Origin of the sequence: Hyphomonas sp. GM-8P (genome assembly GCF_003263315.1) — a bacterium.
Taxonomy (GTDB): Bacteria; Pseudomonadota; Alphaproteobacteria; order Caulobacterales; family Hyphomonadaceae; genus Hyphomonas.
Window position 1 is genome coordinate 164,832 of record NZ_AWFE01000061.1, and the last position, 23,746, is coordinate 188,577.

The 23,746-nt window shown below is 61.5% G+C and carries 17 protein-coding genes; 14 read left to right on the forward strand and 3 right to left on the reverse strand.

The window, feature by feature from the left end:
• Nucleotides 1-79 precede the first annotated feature (79 nt).
• Nucleotides 80-973: a class I SAM-dependent methyltransferase gene (locus HY26_RS07230; RefSeq protein ID WP_112073241.1), complete on the reverse strand. Its 894-nt coding sequence runs from the start codon at nucleotides 971-973 to the stop codon at nucleotides 80-82.
• Nucleotides 970-1,791 (reverse strand): RNA methyltransferase, encoded by an 822-nt coding sequence (locus tag HY26_RS07235; RefSeq protein ID WP_112073242.1) that lies wholly within the window; start codon nucleotides 1,789-1,791, stop codon nucleotides 970-972. Before HY26_RS07235 ends, HY26_RS07230 begins: the two co-directional genes overlap by 4 nt.
• A gap of 98 nt (nucleotides 1,792-1,889) precedes the next feature.
• Between HY26_RS07235 and HY26_RS07240 the strand changes: the two genes are divergently transcribed.
• The 5 genes from HY26_RS07240 to rplA all read left to right on the forward strand — a co-directional run bounded on the left by HY26_RS07240 (nucleotide 1,890) and on the right by rplA (nucleotide 7,414).
• Complete coding sequence (locus HY26_RS07240; protein WP_158531442.1) at nucleotides 1,890-3,350, forward strand: OmpA family protein; 1,461 nt, start codon at nucleotides 1,890-1,892, stop codon at nucleotides 3,348-3,350.
• The gene (locus HY26_RS18850) at nucleotides 3,350-5,140 is read left to right on the forward strand and encodes a hypothetical protein (protein ID WP_146740196.1); all 1,791 of its coding nucleotides are present in this window, start codon (nucleotides 3,350-3,352) and stop codon (nucleotides 5,138-5,140) included. The genes HY26_RS07240 and HY26_RS18850 overlap by 1 nt, the downstream gene beginning before the upstream one ends.
• Nucleotides 5,141-5,253: 113 nt before the next feature.
• Nucleotides 5,254-6,105, forward strand: coding sequence for a M48 family metallopeptidase (locus HY26_RS07250; protein WP_112073244.1), 852 nt, complete (start codon nucleotides 5,254-5,256; stop codon nucleotides 6,103-6,105).
• A 161-nt stretch (nucleotides 6,106-6,266) separates the two neighbouring features.
• Entirely contained in the window at nucleotides 6,267-6,713 is a 447-nt protein-coding gene (gene rplK, locus HY26_RS07255) for a 50S ribosomal protein L11 (RefSeq protein WP_034765657.1), read from the forward strand.
• A gap of 5 nt (nucleotides 6,714-6,718) precedes the next feature.
• The gene (gene rplA, locus HY26_RS07260; protein ID WP_034765660.1) at nucleotides 6,719-7,414 is read left to right on the forward strand and encodes a 50S ribosomal protein L1; all 696 of its coding nucleotides are present in this window, start codon (nucleotides 6,719-6,721) and stop codon (nucleotides 7,412-7,414) included.
• A 93-nt stretch (nucleotides 7,415-7,507) separates the two neighbouring features.
• On the opposite strand, the gene HY26_RS07265 is transcribed toward rplA, so the two are convergent.
• On the reverse strand, nucleotides 7,508-7,873 hold the full coding sequence (locus HY26_RS07265) for a hypothetical protein (protein WP_034765662.1): 366 nt from the start codon (nucleotides 7,871-7,873) through the stop codon (nucleotides 7,508-7,510).
• Between the two features lie 226 nt (nucleotides 7,874-8,099).
• On the opposite strand from HY26_RS07265, the gene HY26_RS07270 reads away from it, so the two are divergent.
• The 9 genes from HY26_RS07270 (at nucleotide 8,100) to fusA (ending at nucleotide 23,678) form a co-directional block, all read left to right on the forward strand.
• Complete coding sequence (locus HY26_RS07270) at nucleotides 8,100-10,100, forward strand: winged helix-turn-helix domain-containing tetratricopeptide repeat protein (RefSeq protein WP_112073245.1); 2,001 nt, start codon at nucleotides 8,100-8,102, stop codon at nucleotides 10,098-10,100.
• 376 nt (nucleotides 10,101-10,476) lie between these two features.
• Nucleotides 10,477-10,992 (forward strand): 50S ribosomal protein L10, encoded by a 516-nt coding sequence (gene rplJ / locus HY26_RS07275; protein ID WP_034765668.1) that lies wholly within the window; start codon nucleotides 10,477-10,479, stop codon nucleotides 10,990-10,992.
• Between the two features lie 57 nt (nucleotides 10,993-11,049).
• The gene (gene rplL, locus HY26_RS07280) at nucleotides 11,050-11,433 is read left to right on the forward strand and encodes a 50S ribosomal protein L7/L12 (RefSeq protein ID WP_034765671.1); all 384 of its coding nucleotides are present in this window, start codon (nucleotides 11,050-11,052) and stop codon (nucleotides 11,431-11,433) included.
• 152 nt (nucleotides 11,434-11,585) lie between these two features.
• Nucleotides 11,586-15,734, forward strand: coding sequence for a DNA-directed RNA polymerase subunit beta (gene rpoB, locus HY26_RS07285; protein WP_034765674.1), 4,149 nt, complete (start codon nucleotides 11,586-11,588; stop codon nucleotides 15,732-15,734).
• A gap of 128 nt (nucleotides 15,735-15,862) precedes the next feature.
• Complete coding sequence (rpoC, locus tag HY26_RS07290; RefSeq protein WP_034765677.1) at nucleotides 15,863-20,083, forward strand: DNA-directed RNA polymerase subunit beta'; 4,221 nt, start codon at nucleotides 15,863-15,865, stop codon at nucleotides 20,081-20,083.
• 91 nt (nucleotides 20,084-20,174) lie between these two features.
• Nucleotides 20,175-20,381 carry a hypothetical protein gene (locus HY26_RS07295; protein WP_112073246.1) on the forward strand — a complete coding sequence of 69 codons (207 nt, stop codon included), beginning with the start codon at nucleotides 20,175-20,177 and terminating at the stop codon, nucleotides 20,379-20,381.
• Between the two features lie 229 nt (nucleotides 20,382-20,610).
• Nucleotides 20,611-20,982 (forward strand): 30S ribosomal protein S12, encoded by a 372-nt coding sequence (gene rpsL / locus HY26_RS07300; protein ID WP_034765685.1) that lies wholly within the window; start codon nucleotides 20,611-20,613, stop codon nucleotides 20,980-20,982.
• Nucleotides 20,983-20,993: 11 nt separating this feature from the next.
• Nucleotides 20,994-21,464, forward strand: a complete 471-nt coding sequence (rpsG, locus tag HY26_RS07305; RefSeq protein WP_034765688.1) for a 30S ribosomal protein S7 — start codon at nucleotides 20,994-20,996, stop codon at nucleotides 21,462-21,464.
• 90 nt (nucleotides 21,465-21,554) lie between these two features.
• On the forward strand, nucleotides 21,555-23,678 hold the full coding sequence (gene fusA, locus HY26_RS07310) for an elongation factor G (RefSeq protein ID WP_034765691.1): 2,124 nt from the start codon (nucleotides 21,555-21,557) through the stop codon (nucleotides 23,676-23,678).
• Nucleotides 23,679-23,746 lie beyond the last annotated feature (68 nt).

Below are 23,746 nucleotides of genomic sequence, written 5' to 3' on the forward strand. Positions count from 1 at the left end.
TCCATATATTTCTTATTCATCGGATTGTTCATGGTCGACTGCGGCCGGTCTATCCAACCGGTCAGCGGGTGGCGCCGTGTCAGTCTTCTGCGTGCCAGCGGGCATAGATCGCCGTCGGAAGCAGGCGGTCGGAGTCTTTCTGGGGCAAGGCCATTTCGCCCATCTCCATCGTGCCGCCATACGGCTTCAGCCGGTCGGCGAGGGCCTGCGCGAGGGCGAGGTAAGACAGGCGGACCGCATAGGCCGTGAGGATCACAAAGCGAGGCTGGTCGCTCAGCAGATCCCGTACAGAGTCCAGTAATTCCGGAAGGTTTTCCTCGAACTGCCAGGTCTCTTTCTTCGGGCCGCGGCCGAATTTCGGCGGGTCCAGGATGATGCCGTCATAGCGATTGCCGCGGCGGATTTCTCGGGCAGTGAACTTCATTGCATCGTCGGCAATCCAGCGGATCGGCTTGTCGTCGAGGCCGCTGAGGGACTGGTTTTCCTTGCCGAAACCGTTCGATTTGGGGCTCGCATCGAGGTGCACGACCTCCGCGCCGGCAGCGGCGCAGGCGAGCGACATCATTCCGGTATAACCGAACAGATTCAAGGCCTTGACAGGGCGCCCTGACGCGCGGATCTGCGCCTGCGCGAAGCGCCAGTGGACCGAATGCTCCTGGAAAACACCCATGTGGCGGAAGGCGGTGCGCCGGGCATTGAAGGTGAGGTCGTTCCAGCGCATCGGCCAGGTGTCCTGCGCCTTAGGGGAGAGGACCTCCCAGTTGCCGGACCCGTCTTCATCATTGTTTTTGCTGGAGAAACGGGCGTCCGCGCGCCAGGTCTCCACCGGGCGGGCCGGCTCCCAGAAGGCCTGCGGGTCGGGACGGATCACCGTCTGGCTGCCGAAGCGCTCCAGCTTCTGCAGGTGCCCGGAATCGAGCAGGGCGTAGTCTTCCCAGTCGTCGGCGACCAGCAATTTCGTCTCAGTTTTCATTGGAAATCCCGCTGCCGCCAGGCTTCGTAGACCATGATCGCCGTGGCCTGCGCAAGGTTCAGACTGTCGGCTCCGCCGCGCATTGGGATAAGGACGAGCTGGTCGCAATCGGCTTCGACATCGGCGGGCAGGCCGGCCTGCTCGTTGCCCATCAGGATGATCGTATCCTGTTGCAGATCCACCTGATCGTGGCGGGCGGTGCCGTTTATGGAGGCAGCGACGGAGGCGATGCCGGCCTTGCGGCGCCAGACTTCGAACGCTTCGTACGATGCGGTGGCGAATGGCATGTCGAACAGCGAGCCCATGGAGGCGCGCACGGCCTCGAAGCTGTAAGGATCACAACAGGTCCCGACGAGGATCACCCCGTCCGCCCCGGCGCAATCGGCGGTGCGCAGGATGGTGCCGAGATTGCCCGGATCGCGCACTTCATAAAGGGCGACGAAAAGCGACTTCTGCGGACCAATGCGGACTTCCAGCTGATCAAGCGTGACCTGACGCTGCTTGAACGTTGCGATAACGGACTGGGCGTTGTCCTTGTGCGTGATCTTCGACATCAGTCGTTCCGGCACCAGTACGACCCGCGCGCCGGCAGCCTCCGCCTTGTCGGCGAGAGCGGCGATATGCGGGCGGTCCGCGACTGCTGCGGCGACGACCAGCGTGTCAGGCTGCCAGTTATTGGCGAGGCCCTGTTCCACAAGGCGTGCGCCTTCGGCCAGGAACAGGCCGCTCGCCTGGCGTTCCTTCTTCCGCTCAAGGCCTTTCAGCGACTTGATCAGCGGGTTTGACGGGGAGGTGAGGGTTTCTGGCGGGCGTTTCATGCGTTGTGGATCGCGTGCGGCGGACTCTTGCGACGGGTCCCTGAATAGGGCATCCCATCACAAAGGGAATGCCTAACAGGAGGTTAGCGGGGTCCCGAATGAAAATGCTCGATTACCTGCTGGCGCCTGTCGCGCTGGTAGGCCTCGTGGCAACGGGATGGTGGGGGCTGTATCAGTCTCCGCAGCGGCCTGCAAACCTGGCCGCGCAGCTTGAGCAGGATGCCAACGCCGCCCTTGCCCGAAACGGATATGACTGGGCGCATGTGCGCATGAACGGCCAGCGGGCCGTGCTGAAGGGGGCTGCCCCTTCGGAAGATGCAGCCATGGCTGCTGCCGAGATCGTGCTGCGCTCCGGGTGGGGTGGCGGTGTCGTCGTCGGCGGGGTGACCATTGTCGAGGTTGCCGTCGATCCGGGCTTGCCGGTGTCGCCCTTTGTCTGGCGGGCGGAGAAACTCGCGGACGGTCACATTGTCCTGTCCGGTCACGTCCCCTCGCGCATGATCGCCAGCCAGATCGAGGCGGAAGCGGCACGCCTTTCGGGCGGGCAGATCCCCGAAAACCGGATGGAAGTCGCCGCTGGCGCACCGGGTGGCAACTGGCAGGGCGTTGCGCGCTTCGGCCTTGGCGTTTTGTCTGATCTTGATCAGGGCGAGGTTCGCCTCATTGGCAACACGTTGCGCGTCGGCGGAACGGAGACCGACCCGGCAGAGCGCGCCCGCCTGTCAGCGCAGGTCTACACGCTTGCCGCGCCTTATCGCGGTGTCCCGCTGATCAAGGGCCTGCCGGTCTGGATGGCGGCGCACACCGCCGAGGGGCTGGTTCTGGACGGCAAGGTGCGCAACGAGGCACAACGGCTAGCCCTGCTCGGGGCAGCGCAGGCAAATGCCGCCACGGGTGTGGTCGACCGGATGACCCTCGCCCCGGATATGCCCGACAATTGGGTCGCGCTCGCAGAGGCAAGCCTTCCGGTGTTCGCGCGGTTCCAGACGGGTGAGATGGGCTATTATCCTGCCGAGGATGACGCCGGTTTCGTCGTCGAAGGCGAGGCGCCTGCCAGCCTGATCCAATCGGTCAGACAAAACCTGGCTGCAGCCGGTTCCGGCCTGCCGGCAACGGTCTGGGCCGATCCTGTTGATGTACCGGTTCCGGAAGTGTCGGGCATCGATTTCACAAAGGATCCAGCGGCGGCCTGCCAGTCCGGATTCGACACCGTGCTGGCGGCAAATCCGATCTCGTTTGAAAGTAAAGGTTCGGACCTTTCCCGCGAGAGCGGACCAGCGCTCGACAAATTGCTGGCGGTGTCACATCGCTGTGCGCCGCATCTGGCATTGGAGATCGTCGGACACGCCGATTCGACAAGTAATTCCGACGGCGGAAGTGCCCTGGGGAAGGCCCGCGCAGAAGCGGTCGTGTCCTATATGGTGGCAGCGGGGTTTGAGCCCGGCCGCCTGTCTGCGCTTGGCTATGGCCCAGACCAGCTTGCGCAGGTTAATGAGAATGGTGACGGCCAGGTGTCCGGCCGGCTGATAGAAATCAGAGTTCTGACACGGAGCGACTAATGGCTTGGCTTGTAACGCATATGTGGATGGTGCTGGCTGGAGCGACCGTGTTTGCCTTGCTCCTCGGTTGGTCCGTGCGCGGCATGCTGCTGACCGGCAAGATGCGCAAGGCCATTGTCGACAAGGATATCGCCCTGACCGAACTGGATCAGGCGCGTGACGAAATCGAACGGTTGTTTGCCGCCCAGCGGGCCCAGAGAGGTGAAGGCGGCAATGTGGCCGATGCCTCGGCGCGGAAGATTTCAGACCTGACGTCGGAACTGCAGAAGGCAAAGACCGAATTAGCGGCACTGAAAACCGAAACAGCGAAAACCGGCGCTGCCGAGCCTGCATCAACCGGGGCAAAGGGCGAGATGCCAACCATCGTGCTGCCGCCGAACCGGGGCGGCGCGGATGACACGCCGGGCCAATCCGCAGAGGCCGGCGCTGCATCGGCGAAAGGTGATGAAAACGAGGCCGAGGCGCCGACACTGATCTGGCGCAACCGGCATCTGGAAGCGCGCGTCCAGCATCTGGAAAGCCAATTGGCGGCCGTCGAAGCTGCTCCGGCATCTGCAATTGCGACAGTCGAAACCGCCGAACCTGTAGCGGTGGCAGAACCAACTGCGGATGAGGCGGGGCTCGATAAGCTAAGATGGCAGGCCGATTATCTTAAACAACGTGTTGAAGCGCTGGAAGCCGAACTGGCCAAGGCGCCGGCGGAAACACCGATCGTCGCGGAAGACGATCTGAATGAGGAAATGGCGCGCCTGCGCTGGCGCAACCGTTTCCTGGAAGGGCGGCTCGCCTATTTCGAAGGGGGCGCGGAGGAGGCTGCCGCTGAAACACCCGCGGAAGAAGAGGCTGTGCCCGTCTATCACGAGGTAGAAGACACCGCTGTTGAGGAAGCGGCGTTCGATGCGCTCCCCGAACCTGAAGCGATTGTCGAAGAAGAGATGGCCGTCGAGGAAGAGGTCATCATCGAGGACGAGTTGGAGGACGTGTCCGAAGAAGAGGCCGTCGAACCAGAGGAAGCCAGCTTCGAAGACGTCTCCAACGATGAAGAGGAATCCCTCGCCGAAGCCGATCATGCCGATGAGGATACGCTCTCGGATGAAGAGTATGACGAGGAAGATTTCGTCGAAGCGGACGCAGACGAGACGGAAGACGAAGACGGCGACGCTTACGACGAGGAAGACTCTGAGGAGCAGGAGGAGTCGTACGATGAGGACTCCTCTGAAGAGGATGATGAGTCGGACGACGACGAGTCCTATGAGGACGACGCTGAAGCCGAGTTCGAGGACGAGGCCGGGGAAGACGACTTCGAGGACGACGAAGACGAGGCGTACGATGACGATGACGCTGAAGAGTATGACGACTCCGAAGACGATTACGAGGCGGACGCCGACGACGAAGATGAGTCCGACGAGGATGACGGTGACGCGGATGAAGCCTGGGACGACGCGGACGACTCCGAAGACGAGACTGACGATGAGTCCGATGACGAAGAAGACACAGAAGACGCCGACGTTTCTTACCAAACCGAAGTGACCGTCCTGAAAGAACGCCCGATGGCGATGAACGGCCCGGTCGAAGGCCACCCGGACGACCTGACCCTGATTGGCGGCATCGGGCCCAAAATCCAGATCCTGCTGAACGAGCTGGGCGTCTGGCACTTTGATCAGATTGCCGAATGGACGCCGGAGAATGTCGCCTGGATGGATGAGCATCTCAATTTCGGCGGCCGCATCGCCCGCGAAGGCTGGGTGGAGCAGGCGGCTGTTCTGGTCCGCGACGCAGAAAGCGTCTGACATTCAGGGAAGGTTCAGCCGGAACCGGCCAACCTTGCCTGCGTATAGGTTCGCATGATTGCAATTTGCAGGCGCGCGGCTAACCTTGATTTGCCTGAAACAGGGAGAGGCACATGACGAAACTCATCGATATCGATAGCGCCATTTTTGAAGGCGCGCCGCGTGTGAACCTGTCCCGCCGGGCCATCATTTCCGGCATGGCGGCCGGTACGGTGTTCCCTTTCATCAGCGGCTGCGAGACCAACCCGGCAACGGGGCGCAGCCAGCTCCTGCTGTTCGGTGATCAGGAAGTTGCGTCCATGGCGGCTTCGGCCTGGACGGACTTGAAGGCGCAAACGCCGGTGACCGCGAACTCCCGGCTGAAGAACCGCGTGCTGCATGTCTGGGAAAAGACGCTGCATGGCGCCGAGCAGAAAGGCGACATCGCTGCCGGGCAGAGCTGGGACGTGGCGGTGTTCGATACCGATGACGTCAACGCCTTCGTCATGCCGGGCAACCGGGTCGGTGTGTATCGCGGCATCACGGAACTGACCGAGAATGATGACCAGCTCTCATCTGTGCTGGGCCACGAGACGGGCCATGTGGTCGGCCGTCACGCTGCCGAGCGCCTGTCGGTGACAACGCTCGCCCAGACGGGGCTTGCCGTCGGCCAGATCGCCATTGCCCAGTCCGATACGCTTTCCAAGTATGGGGGCGAAATTGGTGCACTGGGCGGCGCTGCCATGCAGTTTGGCGTGATCCTGCCCTACAGCCGCAACCATGAGCTCGAAGCCGACAAGCTCGGCGTCGATTATATGCACAATGCCGGTTATGACGTGCGCCAGTCCGTTCGCCTGTGGGAGCTGATGGATGCCCAGTCCAAGGGCCAGCGCCCGGCGGAATTCATGTCCACCCACCCGGACCCGGCCCGCCGGGCTCAGGAGCTGGTGAAATACATCAACGCCAGGGGCTACGCCCTGATGTAGCCGGGCAGGGGCAGCCTGACTCGTCCCGCTTGACCCCACTATCCAGATGCGCCATACGCGCCGCTTCTGCGGGAGGCACGCCATGCCAGACCGCGGAGCCTCCATTGTAACCGGGCGGATCGAAAGACCACCGCCCCATCTGAAACGTTCGAGAGGACAATATGGCCAAGAAACTGCTGGGGCAGCTTAAGCTCCAGATTCCGGCCGGCCAGGCCAACCCGTCGCCGCCCGTCGGCCCGGCGCTCGGTCAGCGCGGCATCAACATCATGGAATTCTGCAAGGCGTTCAACGCCAAGACCCAGTCCATGGAACCCGGCCTGCCGGTACCGGTCGTCATCGACTACTACCAGGACAAGTCGTTCACCTTCATCACCAAGACGCCGCCGGCGACTGTGCTGCTGAAGAAGGCTGCCAAACTGAAGCTCGGCAAGAAGCCTGCTTCCGGCGCCAAGAAGCCGGGCTACGACACCGTCGGCAAGGTCACCATGGCCCAGGTGCGTGAGATCGCGGAAATCAAGATGGTCGACCTCAACGCCAACGACATTGACGCAGCTGCCAAGATCATCGCCGGTTCCGCCCGCGCGATGGGCATCGAAGTTGTGGAGTAAGAACCATGGCGAAAGCAGGAAAGCGCGCACGCGCAATTGCAGAAACCGTTGACGCCAACAAAGCCTACACCGTCGCTGACGCTGTGGCGCTGGTGAAGTCCAACGCAAAGGCGAAGTTCGACGAAACCGTCGAGATCGCCGTGAACCTCGGCGTTGACCCGAAATACGCAGACCAGATGGTCCGCGGCGTGGTCAACCTGCCGGCCGGCACGGGCAAGGACGTCCGCGTCGCCGTGTTCGCGAAGGACAAGAAGGCAGAAGAAGCCACCGCAGCCGGTGCCGATTTCGTCGGCGCAGAAGACCTGATGGAAAAGATCCAGGGCGGTTTCATGGACTTCGACCGTGTCATCGCTTCGCCGGACATGATGGCCGTCGTCGGCCGTCTCGGTAAGGTGCTCGGCCCGCGCGGCCTGATGCCGAACCCGAAAGTCGGCACCGTGACCCCGAACGTGGCCCAGGCCGTCAAAGACGCGAAGTCCGGCTCGGTCGAGTTCCGCGTCGAGAAGGCCGGTATCATTCACGCCGGCATCGGCAAGGCATCTTTCGCTGAAGGCGACATCGAGAAGAACGTCAACGCGTTCCTCGACGCCCTCGTGAAGGCCCGTCCGTCCGGCGCGAAAGGCACCTTCGTGAAGAAGATCTCGCTCTCGTCCACGATGGGCGCTGGCGTCACGATCGACACGGCAGAGATCTCTCAGTAAGCTTGAGCCGGTCACAAACCGAACAAGAAAAGCCCGGCGCCGAAAGGTGCCGGGCTTTTCCGTTCAGGGGCTGGGTGGGGTGGGGAAGCCCCTTTAGTTGTTGTCGGCCGTCACGATGATGACGGAGTTTTCAGACGGCTGGACCGAGCGGGTCACCGCTACGTGGTATTCCATCAGGTCGGCGCTCTGCACCTGGTTGACGGTCTGATCGACGACTTCGGCGGCGCAGTTGGAAACGGCTGTCGGCCAGACGCCGGCGATGGCGCTGGAATCGTCATAGATGCCGCGGCAGTAATCGCGTGCGGATTTCTCGATGGACGCATAAGTTTCGGCGGCGGTTGCGCCGCGGTTGAAGCTGATGGCTGCCTCATCACCTGTTTGTGCGGTGGCGGTCATGCCGAATCCGGCGACAGCGAACGGAATTGCAACAAAGGCGAAGCGGATTTTGTGGAAATTCATGTCAGGACCTCTCATCTGGAAGTAGGCGGGAGCTGAACCGATCCCGTCTTTGCGCCTGACAATTGTTCACACTGGGTGCTTCGGTCCTGTGGAGAGGCTTAGGAAAACCTGATGTTTACATTAGGCCCTGTTTTTAAAGGAGTAAGTTTGACCTGATTGCTTCGGACATTCCGGTCCGGTTGGGATATTCTCAGTCAAGAAGCTTCGGCAGACAGCGACCACAGCGATGGCAGACACGTTCGGATCAGGCACGGAGACAGAGCGGGAGCGATCCGAATTCCGGATCGGCGCCCTGTTGGTCGAGCCTGACCAGAACTGTATATCGGACGGTGCCGACCGGCATCGGTTGGAACCGAAGGTCATGGAAGTGCTGTGTGCGCTTGCCGACAGGCCCGGCGAAGTCATCTCCCGCCAGGAACTGATTGATCAGGTCTGGGGTGTGGAGCATGGCGCCGATGAAAGCCTGACACGGGCGATCTCTCTCCTGCGGAGTGTGCTCAACACCGATAAAGACCTGCATTCGGTTATCGAGACCATTCCCAAGCGCGGTTACAGGCTGGCCGCCGAAATCGCTGAAGTGACCGAAGAGGCTGCCGCGCCGCAAGCGCCCGCCATGACCGCCGCGGCAGAGGAACCGGCCCCCCCTTTCGTGCGCGAACCGTGGCGCCGCGCCGCCGAGATCAGCCCGGTCCGCTACGTCTCCGCGCTGGTCGTCCTCGCCTTCATCATGCTGTGGACCGGGGTAATGATCGGCCGCTCGTCGAGTTCGGCGGTGGCGGTTCCCGAAAAATCCATCGCCGTTCTGCCGTTCGAGAATCTGAGCGGAAACACCGAACAGGATTATTTCTCGCGCGGCCTGTCCGAGGAGATCCGCACGCTCCTGACCCAGCTGGATGAGTTGAAGGTGGCCGGCAGGGCGCCGCCCTCTATTGGCGCGGGAGAAGGACTTGATGCTCAGGCGATCGGGAAAAAGCTGCGGGTGTCGCACGTCCTGACGGGCAGCATCCGGTCGGACAGCGACCGGATCAAAGTGTCCGCCGAACTGATCGATACCGAAAGCGGATACCAGGTCTGGTCGCATGGTTATGACCGGCTGCTCAGCGCCCAGAGCCTGTTCGACCTGCAGAAAGATATCGCGACGGATGTGACAGGCGCGCTCAGCATTTCGTTGAACGTGCAGGAGCCGAACCGGATCCTCGGCTCCGACACCGACAGTCTGGAAGCCTACAACTATTTTCTCAGCGCGCGGGAGGCAGATGTCTTCGGCATGGGCGACCGCAGCGAAATGCTGGCGCTTCTCAACAAGGCGGTCGAACTTGACCCGGACTATGGCGCCGCCCGGGTTTCGCTGGCCATGAACATCGGTGCGCAGGCCTGGAATGCGTCGACACCGGAAGAGGCTGAGGTGTTCCTGGCGCAAGGCCGGGCCCTGGCGGAAGACGTTGTGCGGCTCAATCCGGATCTCGCGCAGACTTACACCGCCCTGGCGAGTTTCCAGGCGCTGGACGGCAACTGGCTTGAAGCCGGGCGGGACAACCGGGCCGCGTTGGACCGTTCCCCCAATTTGCGCGTGCTGCACGACCAGACCATCTTCCTGATGCGCGCCGGCCGGATCGAGGAAGCGCTCAGCATCGCCCAGCGGGGGCAATCCGCAGACCCCTTGAACCCGGACCGCGCCGCGACGCTCGCCATGGCCTATGCACTGCTTGGCCGGCATGAAGCGGCCGAGGCATCGCTGGAGCACTATTGGACATTGCAGCTGCCACCGGGTGGGTGGGATGCCTATGCCTGGACGATCGAAATGCAGGCCCCGCAGACAACGGAAAGCCTGACAGCGCTTTGTGAGCGGTTGATCCGAACCGATCCGTCGCTGCGGACTCTGCTGGCGCCGGTGATTGCAGCTCTGCCGGACCAGGCCGCGGCGCTTCAGGTCGTGAAGGCCCGGTTCGAGAATGGGGCAGGGGCGCATCCAGGCCGGTTCGAAATCCTGGCCGCCATCGCCGCGCAGCTGGACGATCCCGAGCTGGCGCTTCGTATCTGGCGGCACGAGTTGGACGGCACGCGCCTGCGGCTGATGCGGATCTGGGGGCCGGTCTATGCCGACATGCGCAGTCTTCCGGACTTCGCCGCGCTGATGACGGAGATCGGGCTGCCGCCATATTGGCGCGAATTCGGATGGCCGGACCGTTGCCGCCCTGTGGGGCAGGAGGAGTTTGAGTGCTTCTGATCCCCTGAGGCGGATGCAGGCCTGGCGCTGCCTGTCCGGTAATCCCCGGACTTGACTTTTTCTCACAAAGGGGGGTTGCGGGCTTGGGGATAAAGCGTTAACACCCCGCTCTTGACGGGAGTTCTCCGATGTGCATTCGGCGGCCTCCCGTTTTCCTGTCCTAGACCATGGGTCACGTATTTATACGCGATAACGGCAAGTTAGCCACCTATGCAGACGGGGTGAGGCGTTGATTCGGTTCGGAAAAACAGGGCTGACCTGTTTTTGGCTTACCGGGGCAAGCGGCCAATCCCTGGGCAGGCGCTGGAAGGCCAACCGGCCAGAAGGCGATTACCAGGGCGGCCGGATGGTCCGGGCGCCTCAATGGAGACCCGCTATGGATAAAGCTGGAAAAACTGCGGCTCTGGAATCCCTGAAAGGGGTTTTCGAAGAGTCCGGTGCGGTCGTCGTGACCCACTATACCGGTCTGTCTGTTGCGGAAATGACGAAGCTGCGTGGCATGCTCCGCAAGGACGGTGCGCAGCTGAAGGTGGTCAAGAATACCCTGGCGCAGATCGCGCTTGACGGTAAGGGCGGCGACGAAGCCAAGGACATGTTCCAGGGCCCGGTTGCTATCGCCTTTTCATCTGACCCGGTGTCGGCCGCAAAAGCGACCGACGAGTTTTCGAAGGAAAATTCGAAGCTCGTGATCATCGGTGCAGTGATGGGCGATCAGGTCCTCGACGCCAAAGGTGTCGAAGCTCTGGCGAAACTCCCGTCGCTCGACCAGCTTCGTGGCAAGCTCATCGGCCTCATCCAGGCTCCGGCAACGAAAGTTGCAGGCGTCCTGCAGGCCCCGGCTGGCCAACTCGCTCGTGTGGTATCGGCCTACGCCAACAAAGACGCAGCCTGAGCCATCGTTTCCGGAAACTGAAGACCCAATCAACCGAACCAAATAGGAATTACCAAAATGGCAGACCTTGAAAAAATTGCCGAAGACCTCTCGGCCCTCACCGTGCTCGAAGCCGCTGAACTCGCAAAGCTTCTCGAAGAGAAGTGGGGCGTTTCCGCTGCTGCTCCGGTCGCAGTCGCAGCCGTCGCCGGTGGCGATGCTGGCGGTGCAGCCGCTGCTGAAGAGAAAGACGAATTCGACGTCATCCTGACAGAAGCTGGTGGCAAGAAAATCGAAGTCATCAAACTCGTCCGCGAAGTCGTTCCAGCTCTCGGCCTGAAAGAGGCCAAGGAACTCGTGGAAGGCGCACCGAAGCCGATCAAGGAAGGTGCTCCGAAGGCAGAAGCCGAAGAGATCAAGAAGAAGTTCGAAGCAGCTGGCGCCAAAGTCGAGCTCAAGTAAGCTCCGGCCGCTTCACATTCGGGTGGCGTTCGCGCGAGGCGCCATCCTTTCAGAGACCTGCGCGGCGGTTCCTTTTGGGGCCGCCGCGAACTCGCGTTCTGGCGATAAGGTCGCGGCCAGGGTGGCTGCGGCGATAAAATTGGGATCCTGGGATGGCACTCTCCTTCACGGAAAAGAAACGTATCCGCAAATCCTTCGGGCGCATTCCCGAAGCCATCGAAATGCCAAACCTGATCGAGGTTCAGCGCGAGTCCTACGAGCACTTCCTTCAGATGCACACGCCGACGCAAGAGCGTACGGATGATGGCCTGGGCGGTGTTTTCAAGTCCGTGTTCCCGATCACCGACTTTTCCGAGCGCGCGACGCTCGAATATGTCTCCTACGAATTCGAACAGCCGAAGTTCGACGTTGAAGAGTGCATGCAGCGCGACCTGACCTTCCAGGCCCCCCTGAAGGTCCGTTTGCAGCTCGTGGTCTTCGATGTCGATGAAGACACCGGCGCCCGCTCGGTCAAGGAAGTCAAGGAGCAGGAATGCTACCTCGGCGACATCCCGCTGATGACCGAGAAGGGGACGTTCGTCGTCAACGGCACCGAGCGTGTGATCGTCTCCCAGATGCACCGTTCGCCGGGCGTGTTCTTTGACCACGATAAGGGCAAGACCCATGCCTCCGGCAAGCTGCTGTTTGCGGCCCGCATCATTCCTTACCGCGGTTCGTGGCTCGACTTCGAGTTCGACGCGAAAGACATCCTGAACATCCGCATCGACCGCAAGCGCAAGCTGCCGGCGACAACGATGCTCTATGCGCTCGGCTATGACACCGAGCAGATCCTCGACCTGTTCTACACCCACTCCATCTACAGGATGGACAAGAAGGGCTGGATCACCGGCTTCCGCGCTGACGCCTGGAAAGGCGTGAAGCCGGAATTCGACCTGGTCGATGCCAAGTCCAAGAAGGTGATCGCCGAGGCTGGCAAGAAGATCACGGCCCTCAAGGCCCGCCGCATCGCTGAAGGCGGCACGGACGAGATCCTCGTTCCGTCCGAAGCGCTGGTCGGCAAGTTCCTGGCCCGCGATGTGGTGAACCTCGAAACCGGTGAGATCTTCGGTGAAGCCGGCGACGTGCTGGAAGACGAGATCATCGCCGAAATGCGCGAATACGGTCTCAAGTCGATCGAAGTCCTCGATATCGACAGCTCGGGCCGTGGCCCGTGGCTGCGCAACACGCTGAAAGCTGACAAGAACGAAACCCGTTTCGAAGCCCTGTCGGACATCTACCGCGTCATGCGTCCCGGCGAGCCGCCGACCCAGGAAGCCGCAGACGCTCTTTTCGGCCAGCTCTTCTTCGATCCGGAGCGCTATGATCTCTCGGCCGTCGGCCGTGTGAAGATGAACATGCGCCTTGGCGTTGCTGTGCAGGGCTATGAAGCCGCAGCCGACGACATGCGCGTCCTGCGCCATGACGACATCATCGGCGTCATGAAGGTCATCCTCGACCTGAAGGACGGCAAGGGCGAAGTCGACGACATCGACAACCTCGGCAATCGCCGCGTCCGTTCGGTCGGCGAGCTGATGGAAAACAACTACCGCATCGGCCTCGTGCGCATGGAGCGTGCGATCAAGGAGCGTATGGGCTCGGTCGATATCGACACGGTCATGCCGCATGACCTGATCAACGCGAAGCCGGTTGTGGCCGCGGTGCGTGAATTCTTCGGCTCCTCGCAGCTGTCGCAGTTCATGGACCAGACCAACCCGCTCTCCGAGATCACCCACAAGCGCCGTCTGTCGGCGCTTGGTCCGGGCGGTCTGACCCGCGAGCGTGCCGGCTTCGAGGTGCGCGACGTGCACCCGACCCACTATGGCCGTATCTGCCCGATTGAAACGCCGGAAGGCCCGAACATCGGTCTCATCAACTCGCTGGCCACCCATGCCCGCGTGAACAAGTACGGCTTCATCGAGAGCCCGTACCGCAAAGTGGTCAAAGGCAAGCAGACCGACGAGGTTGTGTATCTGTCGGCCATGGAGGAGAGCATCTACTCGATTGCTCAGGCCAACGCCGAAGTGAACGAGAATGGCGAACTGGCCAATGAATTCGTCAACGCCCGCGTTGCCGGCGAGGCGACCATGGTGCCGAAGGAAGACATCCAGTTCATGGACGTCTCTCCGAAGCAGGTCGTCTCGGTCGCTGCGGCGCTGATCCCATACCTCGAAAACGACGACGCCAACCGCGCCCTGATGGGCTCGAACATGCAACGTCAGGCTGTGCCGCTCGTGAAGTCGGAAGCGCCGTTCGTCGGCACCGGCATGGAAGCGGTTGTGGCTCGCGACTCCCGCGCTGCGATCGTTGCCCGCCGGGCAGGGGTGGTCGAGCAGGTCGACGCGCTGCGCATCGTGGTCCGCGCAACGGACGAGATCGACCAGGGCAAGTCCGGTGTCGATATCTACCGTCTGGCCAAGTTCCGCCGTTCGAACCAGAACTCGTGCATCAACCAGCGCCCGATCGTGAAGGTGGGGGATGTGGTTGTTAAGGGCGATATCATCGCTGACGGTCCGTCCACGGATCTTGGCGAACTGGCACTGGGCCGGAACGTGCTCGTCGCGTTCATGCCGTGGAATGGCTACAACTTCGAAGACTCCATCCTGATCTCCGAGCGCATCGTGCGTGACGATGTCTTCACCTCGATCCACATCGAGGAATTCGAAGTCGCCGCCCGCGACACGAAGCTCGGCCCGGAAGAGATCACCCGCGACATCCCGAACGTCGGTGAGGAAGCCCTGCGTAACCTCGACGAAGCCGGCATCGTGGCTGTGGGTGCCGAAGTGAAGGCTGGTGACATCCTCGTCGGCAAGGTCACGCCGAAGGGCGAAAGCCCGATGACGCCGGAAGAGAAGCTTCTCCGCGCCATCTTCGGCGAGAAGGCTTCCGATGTTCGCGACACCTCGCTGCGCGTGCCTCCGGGCGACGCCGGTACGGTCGTCGATGTCCGCATCTTCAACCGCCACGGCATCGACAAGGACCAGCGTGCCCTTCAGATCGAGCGTGAGCAGATCGAGAAGCTGCAGGAAGACAAGGAAGACGAACAGGCCATCCTTGAGCGGAACATCTATGGCCGCCTCGAGGAATTCCTGGTCGGCAAGGAAGCCGCTGCAGGCCCCAAAGGCTTCAAGCCGGGCCGCATCACTGCGGATGCCCTGGCTGAACTCACCCACAAGCAGTGGTGGGACGTTGCCCTGAAGTCCGAGAAGGCGCAGTCCGAACTCGACGCGATGCAGGAGCAATTCGACTCCTCGATGCGCGAGCTCGATGCCCGCTTCAACGACAAGGTTGAGAAGGTCCAGCGCGGCGACGATCTGCCTCCGGGCGTGATGAAGGTCGTGAAGGTCTTCCTGGCCGTGAAGCGCAAGCTTCAGCCGGGCGACAAGATGGCCGGCCGTCACGGCAACAAGGGGGTGATCTCCAAGATCAACCCGCTGGAAGACATGCCGTTCCTGGAAGATGGTACGCCGGTCGACATCGTGCTTAACCCGCTGGGTGTTCCGTCGCGTATGAACGTCGGTCAGATCCTCGAGACGCATACAGGCTGGGCCTGCCGCGGTCTGGGCCGGATTATCGACAATGCTGTCGATGAGTTCCACCAGAACAATGACGTGAAGGCGCTGAAAGCGGCGCTGGAAACGGCATATGGCAAAGGCCAGGAATTGCCGGAAAGCGATAGCGATATCATCGAGCTCGCTGGCAACCTGCGTAATGGCGTGCCGATCGCGACGCCGGTCTTCGATGGTGCCCGCGAAGGCGACATCAACGAGCTGCTGGAGCGTGCCGGTCTCGACTCGTCCGGGCAGGTTCGTCTGTTCGACGGCCGTACTGGCCAGGCGTTCTCGCGTCCGGTTACCGTGGGCTACAAGTATCTGCTCAAGCTCCACCACCTGGTGGACGAGAAGATCCACGCCCGTTCGACCGGTCCGTACTCGCTCGTCACGCAGCAGCCGCTGGGCGGCAAGGCCCAGTTCGGTGGCCAGCGCTTCGGCGAGATGGAAGTCTGGGCTCTGGAAGCTTACGGCGCCGCCTATACGCTGCAGGAAATGCTGACCGTGAAGTCCGACGACACGGCCGGCCGTGCGAAGGTCTACGAGGCCATCGTCCGCGGCGACGACACGTTCGAGGCCGGTATCCCGGAATCGTTCAACGTGCTCGTCAAGGAGATGCGTTCGCTGGGCCTCAATGTCGAGCTGATCGAAGAGGGCGGCGGTACCAGCGAGGACGAGCCGGCCGCAGACAGCGAAACGGTGCCCGCCGAGTAGCGTGAAGACCTGACTGGAAGACCCCGCCGGGCAACCGGCCTGGCGGGACCTTCCGATCCGAACGAGATTTTACCCAGGGCAGGGGCCCTCCAGTCCCCGAAAAAAGCCCACCCAAGGAGCAGACCTAAATGCGCCAGGACGTCGCCAGCATCTTCAACCCCAACACACCGGCCCCGACTTTCGAGGCTATCCGCATCTCGATTGCGAGCCCGGAAAAGATCCGGTCGTGGTCCTCGGGCGAAATCAAGAAGCCCGAAACCATCAACTATCGTACCTTCAAGCCGGAACGCGACGGCCTGTTCTGCTCGCGCATCTTCGGCCCGCAGAAGGACTACGAATGCCTTTGCGGTAAATACAAGCGCATCAAGTATCGCGGCATCACCTGCGAGAAGTGCGGTGTGGAAGTCACCCTGGCCCGCGTGCGCCGTGAGCGCATGGGCCATATCGATCTGGCTGCCCCGGTTGCCCACATCTGGTTCCTGAAGTCGCTGCCGTCCCGGATTGCCGCGCTGCTGGATATGGCGCTGAAAGACGTGGAGCGCGTGCTCTACTTCGAAAGCTATATTGTCATTGAGCCGGGCCTCACCGAACTGGAGCCGAAACAGCTCCTGACGGAAGAGGAGTACATGGACGCCCAGGACAATCTGGGTGAGGACGCCTTCACCGCCATGATCGGCGCTGAGGCCATCCGCGAGATCCTGATGTCGCTGGACCTGCCGACGCTGGCAGAGACCCTGCGCGAAGATCTCAAGGAGTCCACCTCAGAGTTGAAGACCAAGAAAGTCTCCAAGCGCCTGAAAGTGGTCGAATCCTTCCTCCAGTCCCGCGCCAAGCCGGAATGGATGATCCTGACCGTGATCCCGGTGATCCCGCCGGACCTGCGCCCGCTGGTCCCGCTGGACGGCGGCCGCTTCGCGACGTCGGACCTCAACGACCTCTATCGCCGTGTCATCAACCGGAACAACCGCCTGAAGCGCCTGATGGAGCTTCGTGCGCCGGACATCATCATCCGTAACGAAAAGCGGATGCTGCAGGAATCTGTCGATGCCCTGTTCGACAACGGCCGCCGCGGCCGTACGATCACGGGCACCAACAAGCGTCCGCTGAAGTCGATCTCCGACATGCTGAAAGGCAAGCAGGGCCGCTTCCGTCAGAACCTGCTCGGCAAGCGCGTCGACTATTCCGGCCGTTCGGTCATCGTGGTTGGCCCGAGCCTCAAGCTGCACGAATGCGGCCTGCCGAAAAAGATGGCGCTCGAACTGTTCAAGCCGTTCATCTATGCCCGTCTCGACGCCAAAGGCCTCGCCGGTACGGTGAAGGCGGCGAAGAAGCTGGTCGAGAAAGAAAAGCCGGAAGTCTGGGATATTCTGGATGAGGTCATCCGCGAGCACCCGGTTCTCCTGAACCGCGCGCCGACGCTGCACCGTCTCGGTATCCAGGCGTTCGAGCCGAAGCTGATCGAAGGCAAGGCCATCCAGCTGCACCCGCTGGTCTGCGCGGCGTTCAACGCCGACTTCGACGGCGACCAGATGGCGGTGCACGTTCCGCTGAGCCTCGAGGCCCAGCTGGAAGCCCGTGTGCTGATGATGTCGACCAACAACATCCTCTCGCCGGCCAACGGCAAGCCGATCATCGTTCCGTCGCAGGACATCGTCCTTGGCCTCTACTACTTGTCGCTCGACCGTGACGAGCAGGCAGGTGAGGGCATGGTGTTCTCCGAACTCGCAGAAATCGAGCACGCGCTCGATTCCGGCTTCGTCACGCTGCACTCGAAGATCAAGGCGATGTACGAAGGCGTGGACGAGGAAGGTAATCCGCGCCGCTGGGTCATCGATACGACGCCGGGCCGTTTCATGGTGGCGAATATCCTGCCGCGCATGAAAGGCATTCAGCCCGACCTCGTGAACACCACGATGACCAAGAAGACGATCGGCAAGATCATCGACGAGGTCTATCGTCTGTGCGGTCAGAAGGCGACGGTCATCTTCTGTGACAAGATGATGGAGCTCGGCTTCAAGGAAGCTTGCAAGGCCGGTATTTCCTTCGGCAAGGATGACATGGTCATTCCGGAAGCGAAGCAGAAACTGGTCGACGCGACGAAGGAGCAGGTCTCCGAATACGAGCGTCAGTATGCAGACGGTCTCATCACTCGTGGCGAGAAGTACAACAAGGTGGTCGACGCCTGGTCGAGCTGTACCGACAAGGTTGCAGACGCCATGATGGACGCTGCCTCGAAGAACCAGGCGGCCAAGGGTGTTCGTAAGTCCCAGGTCAACTCGATCTTCATGATGGCCGACTCCGGTGCTCGTGGTTCGAAGAACCAGATGAAGCAGCTCGCCGGTATGCGCGGCCTGATGGCCAAGCCGTCTGGCGAGATCATCGAGACGCCGATCATCTCGAACTTCAAGGAAGGCCTGACCGTTCTCGAATACTTCAACTCGACGCACGGTGCCCGTAAGGGTCTGGCCGATACGGCTCTGAAGACGGCAAACTCGGGTTACCTGACCCGCCGTCTCGTCGACGTCGCTCAGGACTGCATCATCAACGAAGATGATTGCGGCACCGAGAAGGGCATCGATATCTCGGCCGTCATGGAAGGCGCCGATGTCGTGGTGTCGATCAGCGAACGTATCCTGGGCCGCGTGACGGCAGAGGATGTGAAGAGCGTCGACGGCAACCTGGTTGCCGTGTCCAACACCTATATCGACGAAGAGCTGGCCGAAACGATCGAGAAAGCCGGTGTCGATGTGGTGAAGGTTCGCTCGCCGCTGACCTGCGAAACCAAGAACGGCATCTGTGCCCAGTGCTACGGCCGCGACCTGGCCCGCGGGACCCCCGTCAACCGCGGCGAAGCGGTCGGCGTCATCGCAGCCCAGTCCATTGGCGAGCCTGGTACCCAGCTCACCATGCGTACGTTCCACATCGGTGGTGCGGCTCAGGTGGCTGACCAGTCGTCCGTCGAAGCCAGCTTCGAAGGTACGGTCCGGTTCAAGGATGCCGAATTCGTCACCCGCAAGGACAAGACGATCGTCGTCGTTGGCCGCCGCATGCAGGTGGAGATCGTCGACGCCGAAGGCCGTACCCGCCAGTCCTTCCGTCCGGCCTATGGTACGCGCCTGATGATCAAGGATGCCGAGAAGGTCACGCCGGGCACGCTGCTGGCAGACTGGGATCCGTTTGCCCAGCCGATCGTGTCGGAAGTCAAAGGCGAAGTGAAACTCGTCGACGTGATTGATGGCGTGTCGGTGCGTGAAGAAACCGATGAAGCGACGGGTATCTCCTCGCGTGTCATCATCGACTGGCGTTCCGCGACCAAGTCGGCAGACATCAAGCCGTCGGTCCAGATCGTCGGCAAGGATGGTAACCCGGTCAAACTGCCGAACGGTTCGGACGCAGTTTACCTTCTCTCCGTGGGCGCCATCCTGTCGGTGGCCGATGGCGACACGATCGAGGCCGGCGACACGCTTGCCCGTGTCACGACCGGTGGTGCGAAGACGAAAGACATCACCGGCGGTCTGCCGCGTGTTGCTGAACTCTTCGAAGCCCGCCGTCCGAAGGATCACGCGATCATCGCCGAAGTGGACGGCAAAGTCCTCTATGGCCGCGACTACAAGAACAAGCGTCGCGTCTCGATCGTTCCGATGGAAGAGGGCCGCGAGCAGATCGACTACCTGGTGCCGAAAGGCAAGCACCTCGCCGTTCAGGATGGTGACTTCATCAAGCGTGGTGAATACCTGATGGATGGTAACCCGGCACCGCAGGATATCCTGTCGACGCTGGGCGTTGAGGCGCTCGCCAACTACCTGATCGACGAAGTGCAGAAGGTCTACCGTCTGCAGGGCGTGCCGATCAACGACAAGCACATCGAGGTGATCGTTCGCCAGATGCTGCAGAAGATCGAAGTGACGGATCCGGGCGATACCGGCCTGATCACGGGCGAACACGTCGACCTCATCGAATTCGAAGAGGCCAACGAAGCCGTCCGCAAGTCGCGCAAGAAGGATCAGCAGGAAGCCAAGGGCATGCCGCTTCTGCTTGGTATCACCAAGGCCTCGCTGCAGACCCGTTCCTTCATCTCGGCCGCATCCTTCCAGGAGACGACCCGCGTCCTCACCGAAGCTGCCATCCAGGGCAAGGTGGATACGCTGGAAGGCCTCAAGGAGAACGTCATCGTCGGCCGCCTGATTCCGGCCGGTACCGGTTCGGGCATCCGTTCGTATCGCCGTGTGGCTGCCGACCGCGACCAGAAGCTGAAGGCAAAGCGCGCTGCCGCTGTCCAGAAGGCGGCGGAAGAGGCCGAGATGCTCACCAGCCTGCCGGCTCCGGACAAGGCCCCGGTCGAGGAATAAGCTCGAAGGTCCGGGCGCAAGCCCTTGAACCAACTGGAAAAGCCTGCCAGCAATGGCAGGCTTTTCTGCTTCTGGAGGAGGCGTTTGCCCAATGCAGCTTGAGCGGTCTGACCTGATCGGCGGTGCCTGTGCCGCGCTCGCGCTTGGCCTCATTGCCTGGCTTTCGCTGGATAGTTGGGCGATCACACGGTGCGAGGAAATCCTGAGCGCAGACCCGGCAGGGGAGGCAGGTCCGGCCTCGCCGGAACGGGCAAAATGCCTGAGGCGCCAAAACCAGCGTCCCGTAACGGAAAACTAGCTGTTCCGGGACAGCTTCCTACCCTTGACGCAGGCCTCCGGTAGGCTTACACGCCACGCATTGTCAGAGAGGCCCCGGGATGAAAGTCCCTTCGCCGCACCGGATCTGAACTGATCCGGCCAATCTGGCTCCCAAGTTTTCGCCCCGTCCCGGAAGCCCTTTGGGGCATTCGGGGCATGATTACGTTAGCGGCCCATCGGGCCAGAGTTAAAAGAGACAGAAGGCCCGAATGCCCACGATCCAGCAGCTCATTCGTTCGCCGCGTTCGCCTAAGCGCTCGCGGACCAAAACCCCGGCCCTCAAGGCCTGCCCGCAGCGCCGCGGCGTTTGCACCCGTGTTTACACCACCACGCCGAAGAAGCCGAACTCGGCGCTCCGGAAAGTGGCCAAGGTGCGCCTCACTTCGGGGTTTGAATCGCTCTGCTACATCCCGGGTGAAGGCCATAACCTGCAGGAGCACTCCGTGGTCCTGATCCGTGGCGGCCGTGTGAAAGACCTTCCGGGTGTGCGCTACCACATCGTCCGCGGCGCGCTCGACACGCAGCCTGTCAAAAACCGTAAGCAACGCCGCTCGCATTACGGCGCCAAGAAGCCGAAGTAAGAGGTCAGCTCATGTCCCGTCGTCACCGCGCCGAGAAACGCGAAGTCCTTCCGGATCCAAAATTCAAGGACATCGTCGTCACCAAGTTCATGAACCAGATCATGCGCGACGGCAAAAAGTCCGTCGCCGAACGCATCGTCTATGGTGCGTTCGACCTGGTCGAATCCCGTGCCAAGAAAGATCCCGTTGAAGTGTTCCACAGCGCGCTGGAATCGGTTGCGCCTGCGGTTGAAGTCCGCTCGCGCCGCGTGGGTGGTGCCACCTATCAGGTTCCGGTCGAAGTCCGCACAGAGCGCCGTCAGGCCCTGGCGATCCGCTGGCTCGCTGCCGCTGCTGCTGGCCGCAACGAGAACACCATGCGCGAGCGCCTCGCCGGCGAGCTGATGGATGCAAGCCAAGGCCGCGGCAACGCTGTGAAAAAGCGTGAAGACACGCACCGCATGGCAGACGCCAACAAGGCGTTCTCACACTACCGCTGGTAATCACTACTGGCATTCCGGGGCGATAACGGGTAACGCGCCCGCAAATCGCCCCTTTTCCTACCCGGAAAGCAAACACGAAGGTTGACCAAAATGGCCCGCGAATATCCGCTGGATCGCTACCGTAACTTCGGCATCATGGCTCACATCGATGCTGGCAAGACCACGACGACCGAGCGTATCCTTTACTACACCGGTAAGTCGCACAAGATCGGCGAAGTCCATGACGGCGCCGCGACGATGGACTGGATGGAGCAGGAGCAGGAGCGGGGCATCACGATCACCTCGGCTGCGACCACGACCTTCTGGGAACGCACAGAAGACGGCTCCACGGCGCAGTCGCCGAAGTTCCGCTTCAACATCATCGACACCCCCGGACACGTTGACTTCACCATCGAAGTTGAGCGTTCGCTGGCCGTTCTCGACGGCGCTGTCTGCGTTCTCGACGCCAACGCCGGCGTCGAGCCGCAAACCGAAACCGTGTGGCGCCAGGCGGATCGCTACAAGGTTCCGCGCATCGTGTTCGTGAACAAGATGGACAAGATCGGCGCTGACTTCTTCAACTGCGTTGAGATGATCAAGGACCGTACCGGTGCGACGCCGGCTGCGATCCAGCTGCCGATCGGTGCAGAAAACGAGCTCGAAGGCCATGTCGACCTGATCACCATGAAAGAATGGGTGTGGGCCGGTGAAGACCTTGGTGCTACCTGGGAAGTGCGCGAAATCCGCGACAGCCTGAAAGACCAGGCCGAAGAGTGGCGCGGCAAGCTCATCGAAACCGCCGTCGAAATGGACGACGACGCGATGGAAGCCTACCTCGAAGGCAACGAGCCGGACATCGAAACGCTGCGCAAGCTGATCCGTAAGGGTACGCTGTCGCTCTCCTTCGTGCCGGTCCTCTGCGGTTCAGCGTTCAAGAACAAAGGCGTGCAGCCGATGCTGAACGCTGTGATCGACTTCCTTCCGGGCCCGCTCGACGTGCCGCCTTACATGGGCTTCCTGCCGGGCGATGAGGAAGAAGTTCGTAACATCGAGCGTAAAGCTGACGATGCACAGCCGTTCTCGGGGCTGGCATTCAAGATTATGAACGACCCTTACATGGGCACGCTCACCTTCACGCGTATCTATTCCGGTACGCTGTCGAAGGGCGACAGCTTCATGAACTCGACCAAAGGCAAGCGCGAGCGCGTCGGCCGGATGGTCATGATGCACTCCAACAAGCAGGACGAGATCACGGAAGCCTATGCTGGCGACATCGTGGCGCTCGCCGGCCTGAAGGAAACGACCACGGGTGACACGGTGTGTGATCCGAACAAGCCGGTCGTGCTTGAAACGATGACCTTCCCGGATCCGGTGATCGAGATCGCTGTTGAGCCGAAATCGAAAGCTGACCAGGAAAAGATGTCGGTCGGTCTGCAGCGCCTCGCTGCCGAAGACCCGTCCTTCCGCGTCGAAACCGATCACGAGTCGGGCCAGACGATCATGAAAGGCATGGGCGAGCTTCACCTCGACATCCTGATCGACCGTCTGAAGCGCGAATTCAAAGTCGAAGCGAACATCGGTCAGCCGCAGGTGGCTTACCGTGAGAAGCTCGGCCGCGCGGCAGAGATCGACTACACGCATAAAAAGCAGTCCGGCGGCACGGGCCAGTTCGCCCGCGTCAAGCTGCAGTTCGAGCCGCTGGAAGCCGGTTCCGGCTTCGTGTTCGAAAGCACGATCGTGGGTGGTTCTGTTCCGAAGGAATACATTCCGGGCGTCGAGAAGGGCCTCGAAATGGCCAAGGAAAACGGCCTGCTGGCGGGTTACCCGGTCACCGACTTCAAGGCCACGCTGGTCGATGGTGCATTCCACGATGTCGACTCGTCCGTGCTGGCGTTCGAAATCGCGTCCCGCGGTGCCTTCCGTGAACTGAAAGGCCAGGGCGATCCGCGCCTGATGGAGCCGATCATGAATGTGGAAGTCGTGACACCGGAAGACTATATGGGCGATGTCATCGGCGACCTGAACTCTCGCCGTGGCCAGATCCAGGGTTCCGAGCCGCGTGGTAATGCTGTGGCGATCAAGGCCTTCGTGCCGCTGGTGAACATGTTCGGTTACGTGTCCGACCTGCGCGGCATGTCTCAGGGCCGGGCACAGTTCACGATGATCTTCGCGCACTATGACGAGGTTCCGCGTGCGGAAGCTCAGAAGATCATTTCGGAAGTTTCTGGTTCTTAAGGAAATCCGGCCGGAGTTCCGGCCAACAGTTTGAATGAAGGAGAGGCCCGATGGGCAAGGCAAAGTTT

Bases quoted from the DNA above. Each gene is read 5' to 3' on its own strand.
- HY26_RS07265 (WP_034765662.1), bottom strand. From the start codon at position 7,873: ATGAATTTCCACAAAATCCGCTTCGCCTTTGTTGCAATTCCGTTCGCT.
- rplL (WP_034765671.1), top strand. From the start codon at position 11,050: ATGGCAGACCTTGAAAAAATTGCCGAAGACCTCTCGGCCCTCACCGTG.
- rpsG (WP_034765688.1), top strand. From the start codon at position 20,994: ATGTCCCGTCGTCACCGCGCCGAGAAACGCGAAGTCCTTCCGGATCCA.
- HY26_RS07230 (WP_112073241.1), bottom strand. From the start codon at position 973: ATGAAAACTGAGACGAAATTGCTGGTCGCCGACGACTGGGAAGACTAC.
- HY26_RS07270 (WP_112073245.1), top strand. From the start codon at position 8,100: ATGGCAGACACGTTCGGATCAGGCACGGAGACAGAGCGGGAGCGATCC.
- rplJ (WP_034765668.1), top strand. From the start codon at position 10,477: ATGGATAAAGCTGGAAAAACTGCGGCTCTGGAATCCCTGAAAGGGGTT.
- fusA (WP_034765691.1), top strand. From the start codon at position 21,555: ATGGCCCGCGAATATCCGCTGGATCGCTACCGTAACTTCGGCATCATG.
- rpoB (WP_034765674.1), top strand. From the start codon at position 11,586: ATGGCACTCTCCTTCACGGAAAAGAAACGTATCCGCAAATCCTTCGGG.
- rplK (WP_034765657.1), top strand. From the start codon at position 6,267: ATGGCCAAGAAACTGCTGGGGCAGCTTAAGCTCCAGATTCCGGCCGGC.
- HY26_RS07295 (WP_112073246.1), top strand. From the start codon at position 20,175: ATGCAGCTTGAGCGGTCTGACCTGATCGGCGGTGCCTGTGCCGCGCTC.
- rplA (WP_034765660.1), top strand. From the start codon at position 6,719: ATGGCGAAAGCAGGAAAGCGCGCACGCGCAATTGCAGAAACCGTTGAC.
- HY26_RS07250 (WP_112073244.1), top strand. From the start codon at position 5,254: ATGACGAAACTCATCGATATCGATAGCGCCATTTTTGAAGGCGCGCCG.
- HY26_RS07240 (WP_158531442.1), top strand. From the start codon at position 1,890: ATGAAAATGCTCGATTACCTGCTGGCGCCTGTCGCGCTGGTAGGCCTC.
- HY26_RS18850 (WP_146740196.1), top strand. From the start codon at position 3,350: ATGGCTTGGCTTGTAACGCATATGTGGATGGTGCTGGCTGGAGCGACC.
- rpoC (WP_034765677.1), top strand. From the start codon at position 15,863: ATGCGCCAGGACGTCGCCAGCATCTTCAACCCCAACACACCGGCCCCG.
- HY26_RS07235 (WP_112073242.1), bottom strand. From the start codon at position 1,791: ATGAAACGCCCGCCAGAAACCCTCACCTCCCCGTCAAACCCGCTGATC.
- rpsL (WP_034765685.1), top strand. From the start codon at position 20,611: ATGCCCACGATCCAGCAGCTCATTCGTTCGCCGCGTTCGCCTAAGCGC.